We start from the raw sequence: 16,654 nt of genomic DNA on the forward strand, positions 1-16,654 counted from the left end.
AGGCCCATTATATCAAAATCTAATTTATTCCGCTATTTTAAAAACAACAATCGTCAGATTGCTGCTTAACGTCTAATTACTTGCTACGTCCGTTTTCTTCATTGTCTAAAAGATAATCTTCTAAAACAGTAAAAATTTCTGTAACAACCAAACCAGACTCTGAAAATTCTAATCCTTCTTCTGGCAAGGTTTTACGCCAATAATCCCCAAAAATAGTCTGCCAATCTCTTAAACTACGATTGCCTTCCCCTTCTAAAAAAGCTTCTTCTGCTGTCACTTGATGAAAGGGACGGACAAGAACTTTGTTTGTCACCATAACCAAGGCTCGACTAGGATTCTCCATTCTATCTAGCATGATGGAGACTTCTCCAACTTTAGGTAACGATACCTTGTCTTTTTCATACTCTTCAAACCAAGAACTTGTCGCTTGCTTAGTTCCTCTCAATGTCAAATCATATAAGTCTGGAAATTCATCTGGATGTGCCCAAACTTCTGCCTGAGGATACTTCCTACTTAGTTCTACTAGATTTATTTTCCTTATCCCTCCCAATTTTCTTGATCATGCTTAAATTTCTCAAGTAGTGCCAATCCTTCTGCTGAAACATAGCCTTCTTGTTCCGCCAGATTAATCAATTCAGTATAGTTAGATAAGGTCACTAGTTTCACACCTGCATCCGAAAAATTCTTTTCTGCTCTAGGCAATTCATAAGTGAAAATAGCCACTACTCCAATGACATCTGCACCTTCCCGCTTCGCTGCTGCAACGGCATCCAAAACGGAACCACCAGTTGAAATTAAATCCTCAACCACGACCATTTTTTGACCTGATTTTACCCGACCTTCAATCTGATTTCCAGCACCGTGGTCTTTTGGTTTGCTACGGATATAGGCAAACGGTAAGTTCATCTTATCTGCAATAATTGCACCGTGAGGAATACCTGCTGTCGCTGTTCCAGCAATGACTTCTGCTTCTGGAAATTCAGTCTTGATTTTCTCTACAAAACCATTTTCAATCAAGGTCCGCGTTTCTGGATAGGCTAAGGTCACACGATTGTCTGTATAAATTGGAGACTTGATACCGCTTGCCCAAGTGAAAGGTTCTTCCGGTTTCAAGTAAACAGCCTCAATTTTCAGTAAGTCACGGGCAATATCTTTTGCTAAAGTCATGATTTCTCCTTTACAATAATTCAATAGTGGAAACAAAATATTGTTCCAAAAAATATGTCTTTTCTTTAATATCTTCTATGGTAATATTCTCATTTGTAGAGGTCAGTACCCACTTATCCTCTACATCATCTTGACGGTGAATAACAGCAATCAATTCTCCTTCAAAAGATTTCAAAGGTTCTCGTATTTTTTCTGAAATGATATAAACATCTTGTTCTTCGCCGTCTCCAGCAAATAAATCCGGAATATAACCATAGTTGATAGGATAACGATTTCCAAAACTATCTTGATAACCGATGGGTCTATCAATGATTGCTCGATAAATTTTTCTAACCATTCACCCATTCCGCCTTTATAGCTCGGTAAGCAGCTACTGGATCAGTTGCTCGTGTGATTGGACGCCCAACCACAATGTAATCACTACCAATTTGATGAGCTTCTTGCGGCGTCATAACCCGTTTTTGATCCCCGATTTCAGAACCAGCTGGGCGAATACCTGGAGTGACGCACAGAAAATCTTCTGATGTTGCGGCTTTAATCAGCTTAACCTCCTGAGCCGAACAAACAACTCCGTCCAGTCCAGCTTCCTTAGCTTTGCAGGCATAGTTGACAACAGATTCTGAAACAGTTGTTTGGATATTTTGGCAATCCCGCATATCTTCCTCACTGGTAGAAGTCAGCTGGGTCACTGCTACGAGCTTTGCCTGATCACCTAAAACCTTCTTGGCTTCTCGCATCATTTCCACGCCACCTGCCGCATGAACCGTCACCATATCAATCCCAAAGGTTCTCAAAACTGACATAGCTGAACGAACTGTATTTGGAATGTCGTGCAATTTCAAATCTAGGAAAATGCTGTGTCCCAAACCTTTCAGATAATGCACAATTTCCGGACCAATGGCATAGAAAAATTCCATACCGATTTTGACATAGAGCTTTTCGTCTTCTGGAAAATGCTCCAAAAACTCCTTGACATCATCAAATGACGGAAAATCAAGGGCAATAATAGGACGTTCTTCACGCATGGGGGATAATCTCCTTATTTTTACTGGTAATAATCATAAAGAAAAACCTTGCCTGAGAGCAAGGTTACACGAAAATCAGCATTGTATTGCCATTTTAAACCGTATGTACCTTGGAGCCTCTCTGGACTTCTTTAAAGGTTTTATTTCAATTATTTTATAATTTACTTTATCTCTTGTCAAGTAAAATATCAATTAAGCAAGCAAATTTTCCTTGATTTCTGCTCGCAGACTTTCCAAACTTTCAATGCCATACTTATCCATAACTTTAGGTAGGTTCTCAATGATATTAGGACAAGCATGAGGGTCTGTGAAATTTGCCGTACCAACACCAATAGCTGATGCTCCCGCAATAAACATTTCAATGGCTGCTTCTGCTGAATCTACTCCACCCATACCAATGATTGGCAAACTGCTGGATTGGGCTACCTGACGAATTAGCTTCAAGGCAACGGGAAAAACAGCAGGACCTGACATACCGCCCGTTCCATTTGCGAGAATCGATTTTCTACTTTTCAAATCAAATCGCATACCAACTAAGGTGTTAATCATGGTAAATCCTGTTGCTCCTGCAGCTTCTACAGCTTTAGAAATTTCGGTAATGTCTGCTACACTTGGCGTTAATTTGACATATACCGGCACACTAGAAGCTTCAACTGCTGCTTTCGTAGCATTGTAAGCCAAATCTGGCACCTGCCCAATCAATAATCCTCCATTGCCATGATCTACATTGGGACAGGAAATATTGAGTTCAATCGCCTTGACGTTTGGTGCTTGAGAAATTTTTCCTGCGACAAAAGCATATTCTTCATTGGAAAATCCAGCAACATTAGCAATAATCGGCAGATTAGGATAATGTTGAGCCAGCCAAGGAAGCTTTTCTGCTAACACCACATCTACACCAGGATTTTGCAAACCAATAGCATTGAGCATACCAGCTGGTGTTTCCGCCACACGCGGTGTCGGATTGCCAAAACGAGGATTCTGCGTGCTTGCTTTAATCATGATCGAGCCAAGCACATCTAGGTCATAATATTTGGCATATTCCTGACCAAAACCAAAACAGCCCGAAGCTGGAATAATTGGATTTTTCAGTTCCAATCCCGGAAGAGAAACTGCTAAACGATTTTTCGACATGTTCACCTCCTACACCAAGACTGTGCCAGTCTCAAAAACTGGACCGTCTTCACAGACACGCTTATTGACTGATTGATCCTCACCAGCCACATGAAGTACGCAAGCATAGCAAGCCCCCATTCCACAAGCCATTCGTGACTCCATAGAAATGTAAGCTCGTGGATGACTACGAAATGTTTCATCAACATATTTGAGCATACCAGGGGCACCGCAAGCATAAACCGCAGTAAAACTTTCTGGCAACTCATTCACAACAGAGGAAACATAGCCTTTGCGACCATAAGAGCCGTCATCTGTTGTTACGATGACACGACCGTATTTTTTCATCTCTTCTTCCAAAATAACGGCGGCTTTTGTTGCAAATCCAAGAACTGAAGTGACCTTGACCCCTTTGCTATGTAATTCTTTTGCTACCTGCAGCAAGGGCGGAACACCAATACCGCCTCCTATGATTAAGGCTGTATCTTCAATGTCCAAACCAGATAAATCAAACCCATTTCCTTGAGGACCCATGACATCCAACTGAAAACCCTTCTGCAATTTAGAAAAAATTTCTGTGCCTGCCCCTTCTATCCTGTAAATAATCCGACAAATTTTTCTCTCTTTATCAATCTCTGAAATTGAAATAGGTCGCCGTAGAAGCTTTGTATCATCTGGGACTCGAATATGTAGAAACTGACCAGCCTTCATCTGGCTAACCATTTGCCCTTGTAAATCCATAGAAAAAATTCGCGGAGCAATTTCCTCTTGATGCACAATGCTCATCTTCTCCAACATGATTTTTCCAAATCTTGCCTTACACGAGCTATTTACCATTTCTACCTCATTTCTTTATTAAAAAAGACCCTGCATATACACGCAAGGCTTCACGAAAATGGAGAGCAGATTTTCTCACTCTTCTTTCACCTGAAACCTTGGAAGCCTCGCTGGACTTTCTTAAAGGTTAAATTTAATATATTTTACAACTTAACAAGTGTTTTGTCAATGCTAATGTGATAAAATAGATTCATGAGAATTCAGCAATTACATTATATTATTAAAATCGTCGAAACTGGCAGCATGAACGAGGCTGCCAAGCAACTCTTTATTACCCAACCTAGTCTGTCCAATGCAGTGCGCGATTTGGAAAATGAAATGGGCATTGAGATTTTCATCCGCAACCCCAAGGGCATTACCCTGACCAAGGACGGGATGGAATTCCTCTCCTATGCTCGTCAGGTGGTGGAGCAAACCCAGCTGCTGGAAGAACGTTATAAAAATCCCGTTGCTAACCGAGAACTTTTCAGCGTTTCCTCCCAACACTACGCCTTTGTAGTCAATGCTTTCGTATCTCTGCTCAAAAAGAGTGACATGGAAAAGTACGAGCTCTTCCTGCGGGAAACCCGAACTTGGGAAATCATTGATGACGTCAAAAATTTCCGTAGTGAAATTGGTGTTCTGTTTCTCAACAGCTATAACCGCGATGTCCTCTCCAAAATGCTAGATGACAATCACTTGCTTGCCACTCATCTCTTTACCGCACAGCCCCATATCTTTGTCAGCAAGAGCAATCCTCTAGCAAAGAAAAAACTGGTTCAACTAGCTGATCTAGAAGATTTTCCTTATCTGAGCTATGACCAAGGAACTCACAACTCTTTCTACTTTTCAGAAGAAATCCTATCCCAAGAACACCATAAAAAATCCATCGTTGTCAGTGACCGAGCAACCCTTTTCAATCTTTTGATTGGTCTTGACGGTTACACTATCGCAACTGGTATTCTCAACAGCAACCTCAACGGTGACAATATTGTTTCCATTCCGCTAGATATTGATGACCCTATTGAGCTGGTTTATATTAAACATGAAAAAGCTAGCTTGTCTAAAATGGGTGATAAATTCATTGAATACTTGTTAGAAGAAGTTCAATTTGATAAGTAAACCATAATCATCTTATGTGTGATAAACAACGAAATTTTTATGCTATATTTTCTCCCATCGCTTTACAATAGGCTTGAACACCTTTATTGTATCGCGTTGGGAGTTTTTTCTAGCATTTTCATTTTTATGTGTAGCGAGAAACTGTTATCCTATCATTTAAAATAGAATAAAATTACGCAATTAAAAACAGCATAAACTTTCTTACGATAGGTTTGTGCTGTTTTCTTTAATACATAGGTCTGTCGCCGTCTGTTCCTGACTTTGAAATACCTAGACTAGCATAGTTGTATAAAGACGGTTCTTTTATGATACAAACAATCAAATCCGCAATACTTGCTCTTGAGATGATTGTTTCTTCTAATCTTTTAATTGATTATATTCCTCGTCTGAAACAGCTTCACACCATTCGTTTGACAAATCTTCCCCAGGAACACCAAACGCTATATGGCTGAACCAAGAATCTTTTTTCGCACCGTGCCAGTGCTTTACATTCGCAGGGATAATCACTACAGAACCTTCAGATAAGCTGACTGCTTCTTTACCTTCTTCTTGATACCAACCTTCACCAGCCGTACAAATCAGAATTTGTCCACCGCCCTTGCTAGCGTGGTGAATATGCCAATTATTTCGACAGCCAGGCTCAAAAGTGACATTATGAAGGGCGATTACACCATCTTTTGTTGCACCGAGGGAATTTAAATACGATTGACCGATAAAGTATTGAGCATAAGCATCATTTGATGCACCAAGTCCGAAATGATTTGCCTTATCAAAGGCTTCTTTTGTTTGATATTTCATTTTTCTACTTCCTTTGTGATAAATTTACTGTTGTGCATTTACAACTTCGTTGATACAACTAAGTGCATTTAGAGTACGCGGATAACCGATATAAGGGATACAAGCAGAGATGACTGCAATTAACAACGTTTTATCATTTCCTAAGCGAAGATTGGCTGCAATGTGCCCTTTTAGCTGCGGTTCACAGCCTCCTTGAGAATAAAGATAGCAAAATGTCAGCAATTCACGCTCAGCATAATCAAGGCTAGAGCGAGTATAATAATCACCAAAACAATTATCTACCAACCATTTGTTAATATGGCGTACATCCGGCTCTCCCTTTGTCGCAAAACCTTTCATCTGCTCGCCAAAAATTGCAATCTGAGCTTCTTCTCCAGCTTCTAAGCGAGTTTGATTTTTCGTATTTTTTTGACTAGCCAAAGGAAGAGAAATTCCTTGATTGGTAAAAATCGTATTCGTCGGTGCGAAAAAGGCATAAACACGACTAAGACCTAGATAAGCAATCGCTTGATATAACAATTCTTTGACTTCCACGGCTTTCACCCCATTATCCAAAGCAACGGGAAGAATCTCTTTATAAGCTTCAAGCCCTTGACTGCCAACTAAAACAGCTAAAGTGGCTAGGTAATATCTTCTTTCATCTAATGAGAAGGGGAGGTCTTTCGGCACTTCCTGAAAAGCGAATTGTTTAAAGAGTGCAACAAATTCTGGATCCGTTTCAGATAAGCCTAGCAAATCCGGAAAAGAGACTTTATTATCAATATCCATGACATTTCCTCGCTTTCTTCTTTACATTTCTTATTGTACCGCTTTGCTTTTGACAAATCAATTTGAATTACAAGAAAAATCAGATAAGAAAAACTTATCTGAAATAACGTTTAGCAATTTCTAAAAAATCTTCTGTGTAAGGATGAGCATGCTCCAAATGATAAAAAAGAAAATAGTCTCGCTCTATCGGTTGCTGATTCTGCAAAAGAGGAAATTCGCAATATTCGCAATAAAGGTTTGAAGTTGCCTTAGTAGTCATTTTTTCAAAAGTAAAATAAGCAGTAGAAACCATGAGTTGCAATGCTGCTTCTTCTGGAGAATAAGCAAAATTAAATTCCGACTGAAAACCAAGATTGTCACGATAATAATCAGATTCTATCTTTTCCTGTCCTTTCACAGCTAATAACAAAGCTGGATAGACCTGCAAGTCTTTCATCTGAACAGATTTTGATTGGGATAAAGGATGAGTATGTCCAACTCTGATATAAAGCGGGAAAGAAGTTAAGCAAATATTCGCATAATTGCCAGAAAATGCTTTTCGTTGGTCGCTAATGGTCATATCCAACTTTTGCTGGCGCAGTGCCGTGCAAATCTCTTCATGACTTCCTACCATGATTTCCAACTGAACACTTGGAAAACGCTCTTTGAATTCAGCTAAAATCTGGGGCAGTACGCTTTCTGTCATTCCCCACAATAGACCTATCCGCATGGAAACTGGCTGTGTTCCTGTCAAAACTTGTGTATCAGCTACCAAGCCATTATAATCTTCTAGCAACCGTTGACTTTTTTTATAAAAAATTTCTCAGCTCTCGTTAAATGAAATCCGCGATTTTTGCGTTCAAAAAGGATCACACCAAGCTCCTCTTCCAGCGACTTCATCTGTTGGGACATGACCGATTGCGAAATAAAATTTTCTTCTGCTGCTTCTGTAAAACTCCTGTACGAACAATATCCTGAAAATACGACAGCTGTTTAAAATTCATCCCATTTCCTCCTATACTTGCCTGATTTCATTATATCATGAAATGCAAAAAGCCTGTCATTCAAATGAACAGACTTTCATTAAAACTTGGTATATTACGCTTCTTTTACGACTAATTCTTCTCCTAATTGTGTGTAACGTTCTGCTTTTAAGTTCCTAATCGTCCACAAGGCAGCAAAGCTAATCAAATAAAGACTTGCTAGGAAAATCATAACCATTGAGACACTTGAAACATCTAAAATTTTCCCAATAATCACAGATGAAAAGCCTCCAATTGCTCGTCCGACATTTAAGATGACATTATTAGCTGTGGAGCGAATGTGAGCTGGATACAATCTCGTAATCATCGCGCCATAACCAGCAAACATACCGTTTACAAAGAATCCGACAATCGCACCACCGACAATCATGGCTGGCATTGAATTGGCAAATTGGAAGAGGTAAACACACATAGAAGAAGCTAAAAGAAAGATTGAATAAACAAATCTTGGTCCCCATTTATCGAGGATTTGACCGAAGGTGAGCATTCCCAGACACATTCCCAAAATCGTTGAGACCATCCAAAGTGAGGAATCTTTTACAGAAATATGCAGGCTTGTTTGGATAATGGTTGGAAGCCAGTTCATCATTCCAAAATACCCAGCAATTTGTACTGTCGTCATGACCATTAGTGCTACCGTCTGAGCTGTTAGAGCTGGTGTTTTAAACAATTCACTCATTTTAACAGACTGGCGGCCTTCTGCTTTTAATTTCACATTGCCATTATCTCGAATATGATCATCGTCAATCGCTAGCATCATCCACAAAACCAAAGCAATAGGGGCAAGTCCAAAGAGGAAAAGGCCTTTCCAGCCAAGTGCCGGTGCCAGCCAACCTGCTAACAGCGCTGAAGTGATAGAACCAATCTGACCTGCAATTCCGTTCAGAGAGGAAATGCGTCCCATTTTTCCAACAGGGACAATCCCTGCCATAATCGCAATGGCAACTCCATACTCGCCGCCAACGCCTATCCCAGCAATAAAACGCATGAGATAGAGATAATAAATATTTTGTGTAAAGTAAATCAACCCTGTCGCCAATGAAAAGATAACAATCGTCCATTTAAAGACTTTGAACTTGTGATAGCGATCAGCCAGTATGCCAAAAAGCAAACCTCCAACCAACATTCCTAAATTGGTAATCGTCGCAATCCAGCCCCCTTGGGCTCCTGTAACGCCCAATTCTGAAATGATAGACGACATCGAAAAAGCTAAGAACATGACATTTAAGTCGTCTGTTCCTGATGCAATAATTGCAGCAACTAATGCTCGCTTATTATTTTTGTCTAAAGACATGCACATTCTCCTTAATCGTAGCTCACAGACTACATTTATTAATTGAATACAGCCTAAAAATCAAAAAGCTCAGGAAGTCCTGAGCCAAAAGTTTACAGTAAAATAGTAGATTAGCGCACTAATCCATTTTAACGATTACTTTTATGCCTCACGGGACATGATTAAAGTTGTATTTAATTGTATTAAGTATAAAATAGATTGAAAGATTTGTCAAGAGATTTTAAAAAAAGAACTTAATATCATGACAAAAAGAATACTGCTCTAAATTGCTTCTGTCATAAAGCTACGACTTTCTAAGACCTTTAGCATGGCATCAGCTGTATCAAGTGCTGTAAATAGCGGCACTCCATGCTCAATGGCTGATTGACGGATAGCCTGACCGTGCTTATCAGCCGTTCGCTTCGTTCCGACTGTATTGATAATCGCCTGAACCTTGCCTTTGCGAACAAAGGCAGGAATGTCATTGTTATCGGCTGTACCAATTTTTTCAACCAATTGTGTCGAAACACCATTTTCTTTAAAGAATTTCGCTGTGCCCTGTGTTGCTAAAATACTATATCCAATCGCTGCAAAACGCTTCGCTAATGCGAGGGCTTCTTCCTTATTTTCATCCGCAATCGTAAAGACAACATTGCCAAAGTTTGGAAGATGTAGATCAGAGGCTTCAAAAGCCTTGTATAAAGCTTTTTCAAGAGTTGCATCTGTTCCCATAACCTCACCTGTCGATTTCATTTCAGGACCAAGAAGGCTATCTACCTTGGCCAACTTGGTGAAGGAAAAGACCGGTGCTTTAACATGTACATTTTGACTTTCTGGATAAAGACCATCTTCATACCCTAGCTCCGCTAAAGTTTGACCTAAAATTAGCCTAGTTGCCACCTGTGCCATAGGGATATCCGTCACTTTAGACAAGAATGGCACCGTCCGGCTAGCACGAGGATTGACCTCAATGACATAAACCTTCTCATCTTTGATGACAAACTGAATGTTCATCATACCGATACAGTGAAGTCCGATAGCCAATTTCTTAGTATAATCGGCGATAGTCCGCTGAACTTGAGCAGATAAGGTTTGCGGAGGATAAACAGCCATAGAATCACCTGAGTGAACTCCAGCCCGTTCAATATGTTCCATAATCCCTGGAATTAAGACCTGATGTCCGTCTGAAATGGCATCTACCTCACATTCCTTGCCAACAATGTAAGAGTCTACCAACACCGGATGATCGGGACTAGCCTTGACAGCAGTCCGCATATAGGAGCGAAGGTCTGCTTCGTTCTCTACAATCTCCATAGCACGACCGCCCAGAACATAAGAAGGACGCACCAAGACTGGGAAGCCAATCTTGCTGGCTGCTGCCACCGCTTCTTCTTCATTCGTCGCTGTCTGACCTGGTGGCTGCGGAATATTCAAATCCTTAAGAGCCTGTTCAAACAAATCACGGTCTTCTGCACGGTCAAGGTCAGCTACCTGAGTACCTAAAATTTTCACGCCAGCTTTTGACAATGGCTCAGCTAGATTGATAGCGGTTTGTCCACCAAATTGGACGATGACTCCCTTTGCCTGCTCCAGTTCAATGACATTCATGACATCTTCAAAAGTCAAGGGTTCAAAGTAAAGCTTGTCAGAAACCGAAAAATCTGTTGAGACCGTTTCAGGATTACTATTCATAATGATTGCTTCATAGCCAGCTGCTTGAATGGCCTTGACAGAATGCACAGTAGCATAGTCAAATTCTACTCCTTGACCAATTCGAATAGGTCCAGAGCCCAACACTAGAACAGACTCTTTTTCTGACTTGATTGATTCATTTTCAAAAGCATAAGTAGAATAAAAATATGGCGTGCTTGATTCAAACTCAGCTGCACAGGTGTCAACCATTTTATAGACTGGAAGAATCCGCTCTTCTTTACGAAATTGACGTATTTCTTCTGCTGTCATTTTCCAAAGCCGAGCTAATTTAGTATCTGCAAAGCCGTTTTGCTTAGCCTGTCTAAGCAGATTTGCATCTCCGACATGAGTGATTAACTCCTGCTCTAATTCATGAATGTGAAGCAATTTATCCAGAAAGAACAAATCAATCTTGGTTAACTTTGCAATTTCTTCAATATCATAGCCACGGCGAATGGCTTCAGATATATAAAAAAGACGATCATCTTGCGCTTTGACGACTTTTTCTAGTAAATCATCATCTGCCACTTGATTTAGTTCTGGCATTTCATTATGATCAACACCAATTTCCAGAGAACGACAGGCTTTGAGCAAGCTTTCTTCGATATTACGCCCAATAGCCATGACCTCACCGGTAGCTTTCATCTGCGTTCCCAGATGACGTTCTCCATGTTCAAATTTATCAAAAGGAAAACGTGGAATTTTAGCTACAACATAATCCAGAGCCGGTTCAAACATGGCATAAGTTGTGCCTGTGACCGGATTAATAACTTCATCTAGTGTCAAGCCAATGGCGATTTTTGCGGCCAATTTAGCAATAGGATAACCCGTTGCTTTAGAAGCTAAGGCAGATGAACGAGACACGCGCGGATTGACTTCAATGACATAGTAATTAAAGCTATGTGGATCCAATGCCAACTGCACATTACAGCCTCCTTCGATTTTTAGAGCACGGATAATTTTCAAGCTAGCATCCCGCAACATTTGATTTTCATAATCCGAAATAGTTTGCGTTGGTGCAAAGACAATGGAATCACCTGTGTGTACACCGACTGGATCAAAGTTTTCCATATTGCAGACCACCAAAGCATTGTCGGCTGCATCGCGCATAACTTCGTACTCAATTTCCTTGAAACCAGCAATAGAGCGCTCAATCAAACACTGAGTCACCGGAGATAATTTCAGACCATTTTCAGCAATCTCTCGCAATTCTTCCTCATTGGCACACATTCCGCCGCCAGTTCCCCCTAAGGTAAAGGCTGGGCGAACAATGACTGGGTAGCCTATTTTCGCTGCAAAGTCTACCGCTTCTTCGACTGTATTTACAATTTCAGATTCTGGAATAGGCTGTTCCAGCTCTTCCATGAGCTGCTTAAACAAATCACGATCCTCAGCTTGGTCAATAGCCGACAGCTTAGTTCCTAAAAGTTCGACACCTAGCTCATCCAAGATACCTTCTTTGGATAATTCCATTGCCATATTGAGTCCTGTTTGCCCACCCAATGTCGGCAGAAGTGCATCTGGTCGCTCTTTCCGTAAGATTCTAGTGACAAATTCCAGCGTGATTGGTTCAATATAAACCTTGTCAACAATTTCCTTGTCTGTCATAATCGTTGCAGGATTGGAATTAACTAAAACGACTGTGTAGCCTTCTTCTTTCAAAGACAAGCAAGCCTGCGTTCCTGCATAATCAAACTCAGCAGCCTGTCCAATGACAATGGGACCAGAGCCAATCACCATAATTTTCTGAATATCTGTACGTTTTGGCATGTTTTTCTCCTATTCCTAATCCATTGATTACAATGAACTATGCTGTTGTTTAAAAGCATCAATCATTTCCATAAACTCATCAAAGAGATAACTGGCATCATGTGGTCCTGGTGCAGCATCAGGATGAAACTGCACTGAAAAAGCAGGGAAAAACCGATGTCGCACACCCTCAATAGACTTGTCATTGATTTCCTCATGTGTAATCAGCAACTCGCTCGGAAAATTTTCCCGACTAACAGCATAACCATGATTTTGGCTGGTAAAATCAATTCGCCCTGTCGCAATCTCTCTGACAGCATGATTAAAACCACGGTGACCGAATTTCATTTTATAAGTCTGAGCTCCATTTGCCTTACTAAAAAGTTGATGTCCCATGCAGATACCAAAAAGAGGAATTTTACCTTGAATCCCTCGAATCATGTCTAGCACTTGCGGTACATCATCTGGATTACCTGGACCGTTGGATAACATGACACCGTCAGGGTGAAGGTGAAGAATATCTGCTGCACTTGTATCATAGGGAACAACTGTCACATTACAATTGCGTGCCGCTAATTCACGAAGAATCGAATGTTTCAACCCAAAATCAACTAACACAATACTAGGACCCGAACCCGGTGCTGGATACGGTGTCTTTGTTGAAACTTGTTTGATATTATCGGTCGGCAAAACGGTCGCCTTCAACTGATCTTGCAGATGCACCATTTGGTCGCCTACATTGGCTATTGTTGCTTTCATCGTTCCATGCTGCCGAATGATTTTCGTCAATGCCCGTGTATCAATACCAGCAATTCCTGGAATTTTCTTGACTTTTAAAAACTCGTCCAAAGTCATCTGATTACGCCAATTGCTCGCTCGGCGTGCCCACTCATAAACGACCACTCCTTTACAAGTAGGAGTGATCGATTCGTAGTCATCACGGTTAATTCCATAATTTCCGATTAACGGATAAGTAAAGGTTAAGATTTGTCCATTATAAGACTGATCTGTAATAGATTCTTGATAGCCGGTCATACCTGTATTAAAGACGATTTCTCCAGTCACATCCATATCAGCACCGAACGCCTCTCCTTCAAATACTGTTCCATCTTCCAGAATTAACAAGCGTTTTTCCATTTTCCCCTCCGTTTGTTATTGCAACAACGTATTAATGCTTATTATTTTTTTCGTCCATTTAGGACAGACTCGATAATTGCCATCCGAACAAATACACCATTTGTCATTTGTTCTACAATACGAGATTTTGGAGCTTCCACTAAGTGGTCTGCAATTTCCACATCACGATTTACTGGGGCCGGATGCATGATGATGGCTGTATCTTTCAGCTTATCATATCGTTCCTGTGTTAGACCATGCATTTTATGGTAATTTTCTTTTGAAAAGAGTGAATCATCATCATGGCGCTCGTGCTGCACGCGCAGAAGCATTAAGACGTCTACTTGGTCAACGACTTCATCAAGTGTGACAAATTGCCCATAATCTGCAAATTCTTCACTTCTCCATACTTCTGGACCTGCAAAATAAAGTTCTGCACCCAGACGCTTCAAGATTTGCATATTTGACTTCGCCACACGCGAATGATCTAAGTCACCTGCAATCGCAATCTTCAAGCCATCAAAATGCCCAAACTCTTGATAAATGGTCATCAAATCTAGCAAACTTTGACTCGGATGTTGTCCAGAGCCATCACCACCATTCACAATTGAAGTTGTAATCGTTGGACTTTCAACTAATTCCTTGTAATAGTCCACTTCTGGATGACGAATGACACAGACATCCACTCCGAGCGCTGACATGGTTAAAATCGTATCATATAAGGTCTCTCCTTTGTTGATAGAGCTGGTCTTTGAATCAAAATCCAAAAGGTCACAACCTAGTTTTAATTCCGCTACTTCAAAGGCTTTATGTGTTCGCGTAGAGGGCTCAAAGAAGAGATTAGCGATAATATGTTGTTCATCATAATGAGCTTTCGCTCCATTTTTAAATTCAATGCCACGTTTGATTAAACTTAAGACTTCCTCATTGGTAAGAGTTTCCATAGAGACAACATTTTTAAGAGCGATTTGATTAGATGACATGGTGTATTTCTCCTTTTATTAGATACGGCGTTTCTTTCAATAAAGTTAAGAATTCAAACTAATTTTTAGGTTCTGGCAAGATAAGATAGAGCACAATTCCAAGAACCGTTGACAAGGCAACCCCTGAAATTTGCAGACCTGAAAGTTGCAAGGTTAAGCCGCCAATCCCAGCGACTAAGATCACACTAGCAATCAACAGATTTTTCTTATTGTCAAAGTCCGTTTGCTTTTCAATTAAAATTTTCAAACCACTAGAAGCGATGACTCCAAAGAGCGCAATAGAAATACCGCCTAGAACTGGAGTTGGAATGGATTGCAAGAGGGCAGAAACTTTCCCAACAAAACTCATCACAATCGCAAGTACTGCTGCACCTGCAATAACATAAACGCTATAGATTTTATTGAGAGCCATCACACCGATATTTTCACCGTAACTCGTTACTGGTGGCGCACCGAAAATCCCAGCGATAACTTGTGCAAGACCATCTCCGACAAGAGTTTTATCCAATCCTGGGTCTTTAAAGAAATCTTTTCCGGTCAAGCTATTCAATACCATAACATGACCAAAGTGCTCTGTCATAGTTACAAATGCAATTGGAGCCATTGTTAAAATCGCACTTGGATAAAATTTTACATTATAGTCTAAGAAAGGAAGGTGCATAGGTGGGACATGGAACCATGAAGCTTGAGAGACTTTTGCAAAGGAAATAATTTCTTCTCCTGTTACCACTCCAAGAATGAGCGCGAAGACATATCCGACAATCAAGCCTAACAGCACTGGAATAATTCCAACAATCTTTTTACCATAGATATTAAAGAGGATGACTGCAAAGAGAGTGACAATTCCAATGATGAAATAAGTTAAATTGTATTTACCGTCTTTTAGCATGACATCATTTACAGCTGTGCTTGCTAGGCTTAGTCCGATGACCATAATGATTGGTCCTACCACAACTGGCGGCAAAATCTTATCAATCCAAGCATTCCCAGCGAACTTCACAATAAGAGCTACAATGAAGTAAACCAAACCACCTGTAATGGCACCTTGAGCGACTGCTGCGATACCGTCTGTTTTCATCAACATTTGCATAGCTGCAATATAAGCGAAACTAGACCCCATATAAGCTGGCACTTTGTACTTGGTGACTGTTAAGTGTGCCAAGGTTCCTAGACCGCTTGAAAACAAGGCAACTGCTGGGTCGATTCCAACCAGAATTGGAACAAGAACCGTTGCTCCAAACATGGCAAACAAATGCTGAAAGGACAATCCTACAAGCAAACCAGGTTTTGGCATATCGTGTACATCATATTTCACATCTTGACTCATTTTCTTATAACTCCTCCGCAATCAAGACACGGTCTTGACCATCCTGTTCTATCATTTCCACAATAATTTCTTCTGTTCGACTAGTTGGAATGTTTTTGCCCACATAATCTGCTCGAATCGGCAATTCACGGTGTCCGCGGTCTACTAAAACAGCCAAGCTCACGCGTGATGGACGTCCCAAGCTAACTAGATTATCAATAGCAGCACGAATGGTGCGTCCTGTATAGAGGACATCATCTACCAAGATGACTTCGCGGTCTGTAATATCAACAGGAACATGTGTTGTGTCTTCTTCCACTTTAAAATCATCGCGGAATGGTTTGGTATCCAACTCACCGATAGGTACATCAATCTTTTCAAGTTGCGCTAATCGTTCTTGAATCCGCTGTGCAATGTAAACACCCCGTGTTTTTATACCAATCAAGACAATCTTGTCTAGCTCTTTGTTGCGCTCAATGATTTCATAAGTGATCCGTGTAATGGCACGTTTCATTGTCAAACCATCAACAACTTCTTTTGTTTTCATGGAAAACCTCCTGTATAAAAAGTTAAAAGAAAAAGTCTCCTTCACAAGGAGACTTCAGAAAATCTAGGTAAGCATAGAGAAACTGCTAACAGCCTCACTGTACTATACCATCTTATACTTTGACTCCTTGTCTGCCTCACGGGACAGATTTAAAGGA

Annotated in this window: 17 protein-coding genes; 1 reads left to right on the forward strand and 16 read right to left on the reverse strand. The window is 40.6% G+C overall.

Annotation, left to right across the window (positions count from 1 at the left end):
- Nucleotides 1-76 precede the first annotated feature (76 nt).
- From HMPREF2984_RS03840 to HMPREF2984_RS03865, 6 genes are all read right to left on the reverse strand, one after another.
- Entirely contained in the window at nt 77-550 is a 474-nt protein-coding gene (locus tag HMPREF2984_RS03840) for an ASCH domain-containing protein (protein WP_222611892.1), read from the reverse strand.
- Entirely contained in the window at nt 538-1,167 is a 630-nt protein-coding gene (gene pyrE / locus HMPREF2984_RS03845; protein ID WP_059220664.1) for an orotate phosphoribosyltransferase, read from the reverse strand. Before pyrE ends, HMPREF2984_RS03840 begins: the two co-directional genes overlap by 13 nt.
- A 10-nt stretch (nt 1,168-1,177) precedes the next feature.
- The gene (locus HMPREF2984_RS03850) at nt 1,178-1,504 is read right to left on the reverse strand and encodes an inorganic diphosphatase (protein ID WP_070670548.1); all 327 of its coding nucleotides are present in this window, start codon (nt 1,502-1,504) and stop codon (nt 1,178-1,180) included.
- Nucleotides 1,497-2,192: an orotidine-5'-phosphate decarboxylase gene (gene pyrF, locus HMPREF2984_RS03855; RefSeq protein ID WP_003035645.1), complete on the reverse strand. Its 696-nt coding sequence runs from the start codon at nt 2,190-2,192 to the stop codon at nt 1,497-1,499. Before pyrF ends, HMPREF2984_RS03850 begins: the two co-directional genes overlap by 8 nt.
- Before the next feature lie 192 nt (nt 2,193-2,384).
- The gene (locus HMPREF2984_RS03860) at nt 2,385-3,326 is read right to left on the reverse strand and encodes a dihydroorotate dehydrogenase (RefSeq protein ID WP_070670551.1); all 942 of its coding nucleotides are present in this window, start codon (nt 3,324-3,326) and stop codon (nt 2,385-2,387) included.
- 9 nt (nt 3,327-3,335) lie between these two features.
- Nucleotides 3,336-4,142, reverse strand: a complete 807-nt coding sequence (locus HMPREF2984_RS03865; protein ID WP_037567328.1) for a dihydroorotate dehydrogenase electron transfer subunit — start codon at nt 4,140-4,142, stop codon at nt 3,336-3,338.
- 192 nt (nt 4,143-4,334) lie between these two features.
- Here HMPREF2984_RS03865 and HMPREF2984_RS03870 point away from each other — a divergent pair, with 192 nt between their 5' ends.
- Nucleotides 4,335-5,243, forward strand: a complete 909-nt coding sequence (locus tag HMPREF2984_RS03870) for a LysR family transcriptional regulator (RefSeq protein WP_003028007.1) — start codon at nt 4,335-4,337, stop codon at nt 5,241-5,243.
- Between the two features lie 357 nt (nt 5,244-5,600).
- Here the strand turns inward: HMPREF2984_RS03870 and HMPREF2984_RS03875 are convergent, their stop codons facing one another.
- The 10 genes from HMPREF2984_RS03875 to pyrR all read right to left on the reverse strand — a co-directional run bounded on the left by HMPREF2984_RS03875 (nt 5,601) and on the right by pyrR (nt 16,497).
- On the reverse strand, nt 5,601-6,041 hold the full coding sequence (locus HMPREF2984_RS03875) for a cupin domain-containing protein (RefSeq protein ID WP_003028006.1): 441 nt from the start codon (nt 6,039-6,041) through the stop codon (nt 5,601-5,603).
- Between the two features lie 24 nt (nt 6,042-6,065).
- Nucleotides 6,066-6,809 carry a carboxymuconolactone decarboxylase family protein gene (locus HMPREF2984_RS03880; protein ID WP_003042374.1) on the reverse strand — a complete coding sequence of 248 codons (744 nt, stop codon included), beginning with the start codon at nt 6,807-6,809 and terminating at the stop codon, nt 6,066-6,068.
- A 94-nt stretch (nt 6,810-6,903) separates the two neighbouring features.
- Entirely contained in the window at nt 6,904-7,584 is a 681-nt protein-coding gene (locus HMPREF2984_RS03885) for a LysR family transcriptional regulator substrate-binding protein (RefSeq protein ID WP_239466788.1), read from the reverse strand.
- Nucleotides 7,578-7,700 (reverse strand): helix-turn-helix domain-containing protein, encoded by a 123-nt coding sequence (locus HMPREF2984_RS03890; RefSeq protein WP_003042193.1) that lies wholly within the window; start codon nt 7,698-7,700, stop codon nt 7,578-7,580. Before HMPREF2984_RS03890 ends, HMPREF2984_RS03885 begins: the two co-directional genes overlap by 7 nt.
- 186 nt (nt 7,701-7,886) lie before the next feature.
- Nucleotides 7,887-9,125 (reverse strand): MFS transporter, encoded by a 1,239-nt coding sequence (locus HMPREF2984_RS03895; protein ID WP_003042885.1) that lies wholly within the window; start codon nt 9,123-9,125, stop codon nt 7,887-7,889.
- A gap of 261 nt (nt 9,126-9,386) precedes the next feature.
- The gene (carB, locus tag HMPREF2984_RS03900) at nt 9,387-12,566 is read right to left on the reverse strand and encodes a carbamoyl-phosphate synthase large subunit (protein ID WP_070670554.1); all 3,180 of its coding nucleotides are present in this window, start codon (nt 12,564-12,566) and stop codon (nt 9,387-9,389) included.
- 27 nt (nt 12,567-12,593) lie between these two features.
- Nucleotides 12,594-13,682 (reverse strand): carbamoyl phosphate synthase small subunit, encoded by a 1,089-nt coding sequence (locus HMPREF2984_RS03905; protein WP_003042289.1) that lies wholly within the window; start codon nt 13,680-13,682, stop codon nt 12,594-12,596.
- A 41-nt stretch (nt 13,683-13,723) separates the two neighbouring features.
- Nucleotides 13,724-14,644: an aspartate carbamoyltransferase catalytic subunit gene (locus HMPREF2984_RS03910; RefSeq protein WP_049512886.1), complete on the reverse strand. Its 921-nt coding sequence runs from the start codon at nt 14,642-14,644 to the stop codon at nt 13,724-13,726.
- A gap of 58 nt (nt 14,645-14,702) precedes the next feature.
- On the reverse strand, nt 14,703-15,971 hold the full coding sequence (locus tag HMPREF2984_RS03915; protein WP_070670557.1) for a uracil-xanthine permease family protein: 1,269 nt from the start codon (nt 15,969-15,971) through the stop codon (nt 14,703-14,705).
- Between the two features lie 4 nt (nt 15,972-15,975).
- Nucleotides 15,976-16,497, reverse strand: a complete 522-nt coding sequence (gene pyrR / locus HMPREF2984_RS03920) for a bifunctional pyr operon transcriptional regulator/uracil phosphoribosyltransferase PyrR (RefSeq protein ID WP_003024846.1) — start codon at nt 16,495-16,497, stop codon at nt 15,976-15,978.
- Nucleotides 16,498-16,654: the final 157 nt, after the last annotated feature.

This window comes from Streptococcus sp. HMSC066E07 (genome assembly GCF_001814695.1).
Classification (GTDB): Bacteria; Bacillota; Bacilli; order Lactobacillales; family Streptococcaceae; genus Streptococcus; species Streptococcus hominis.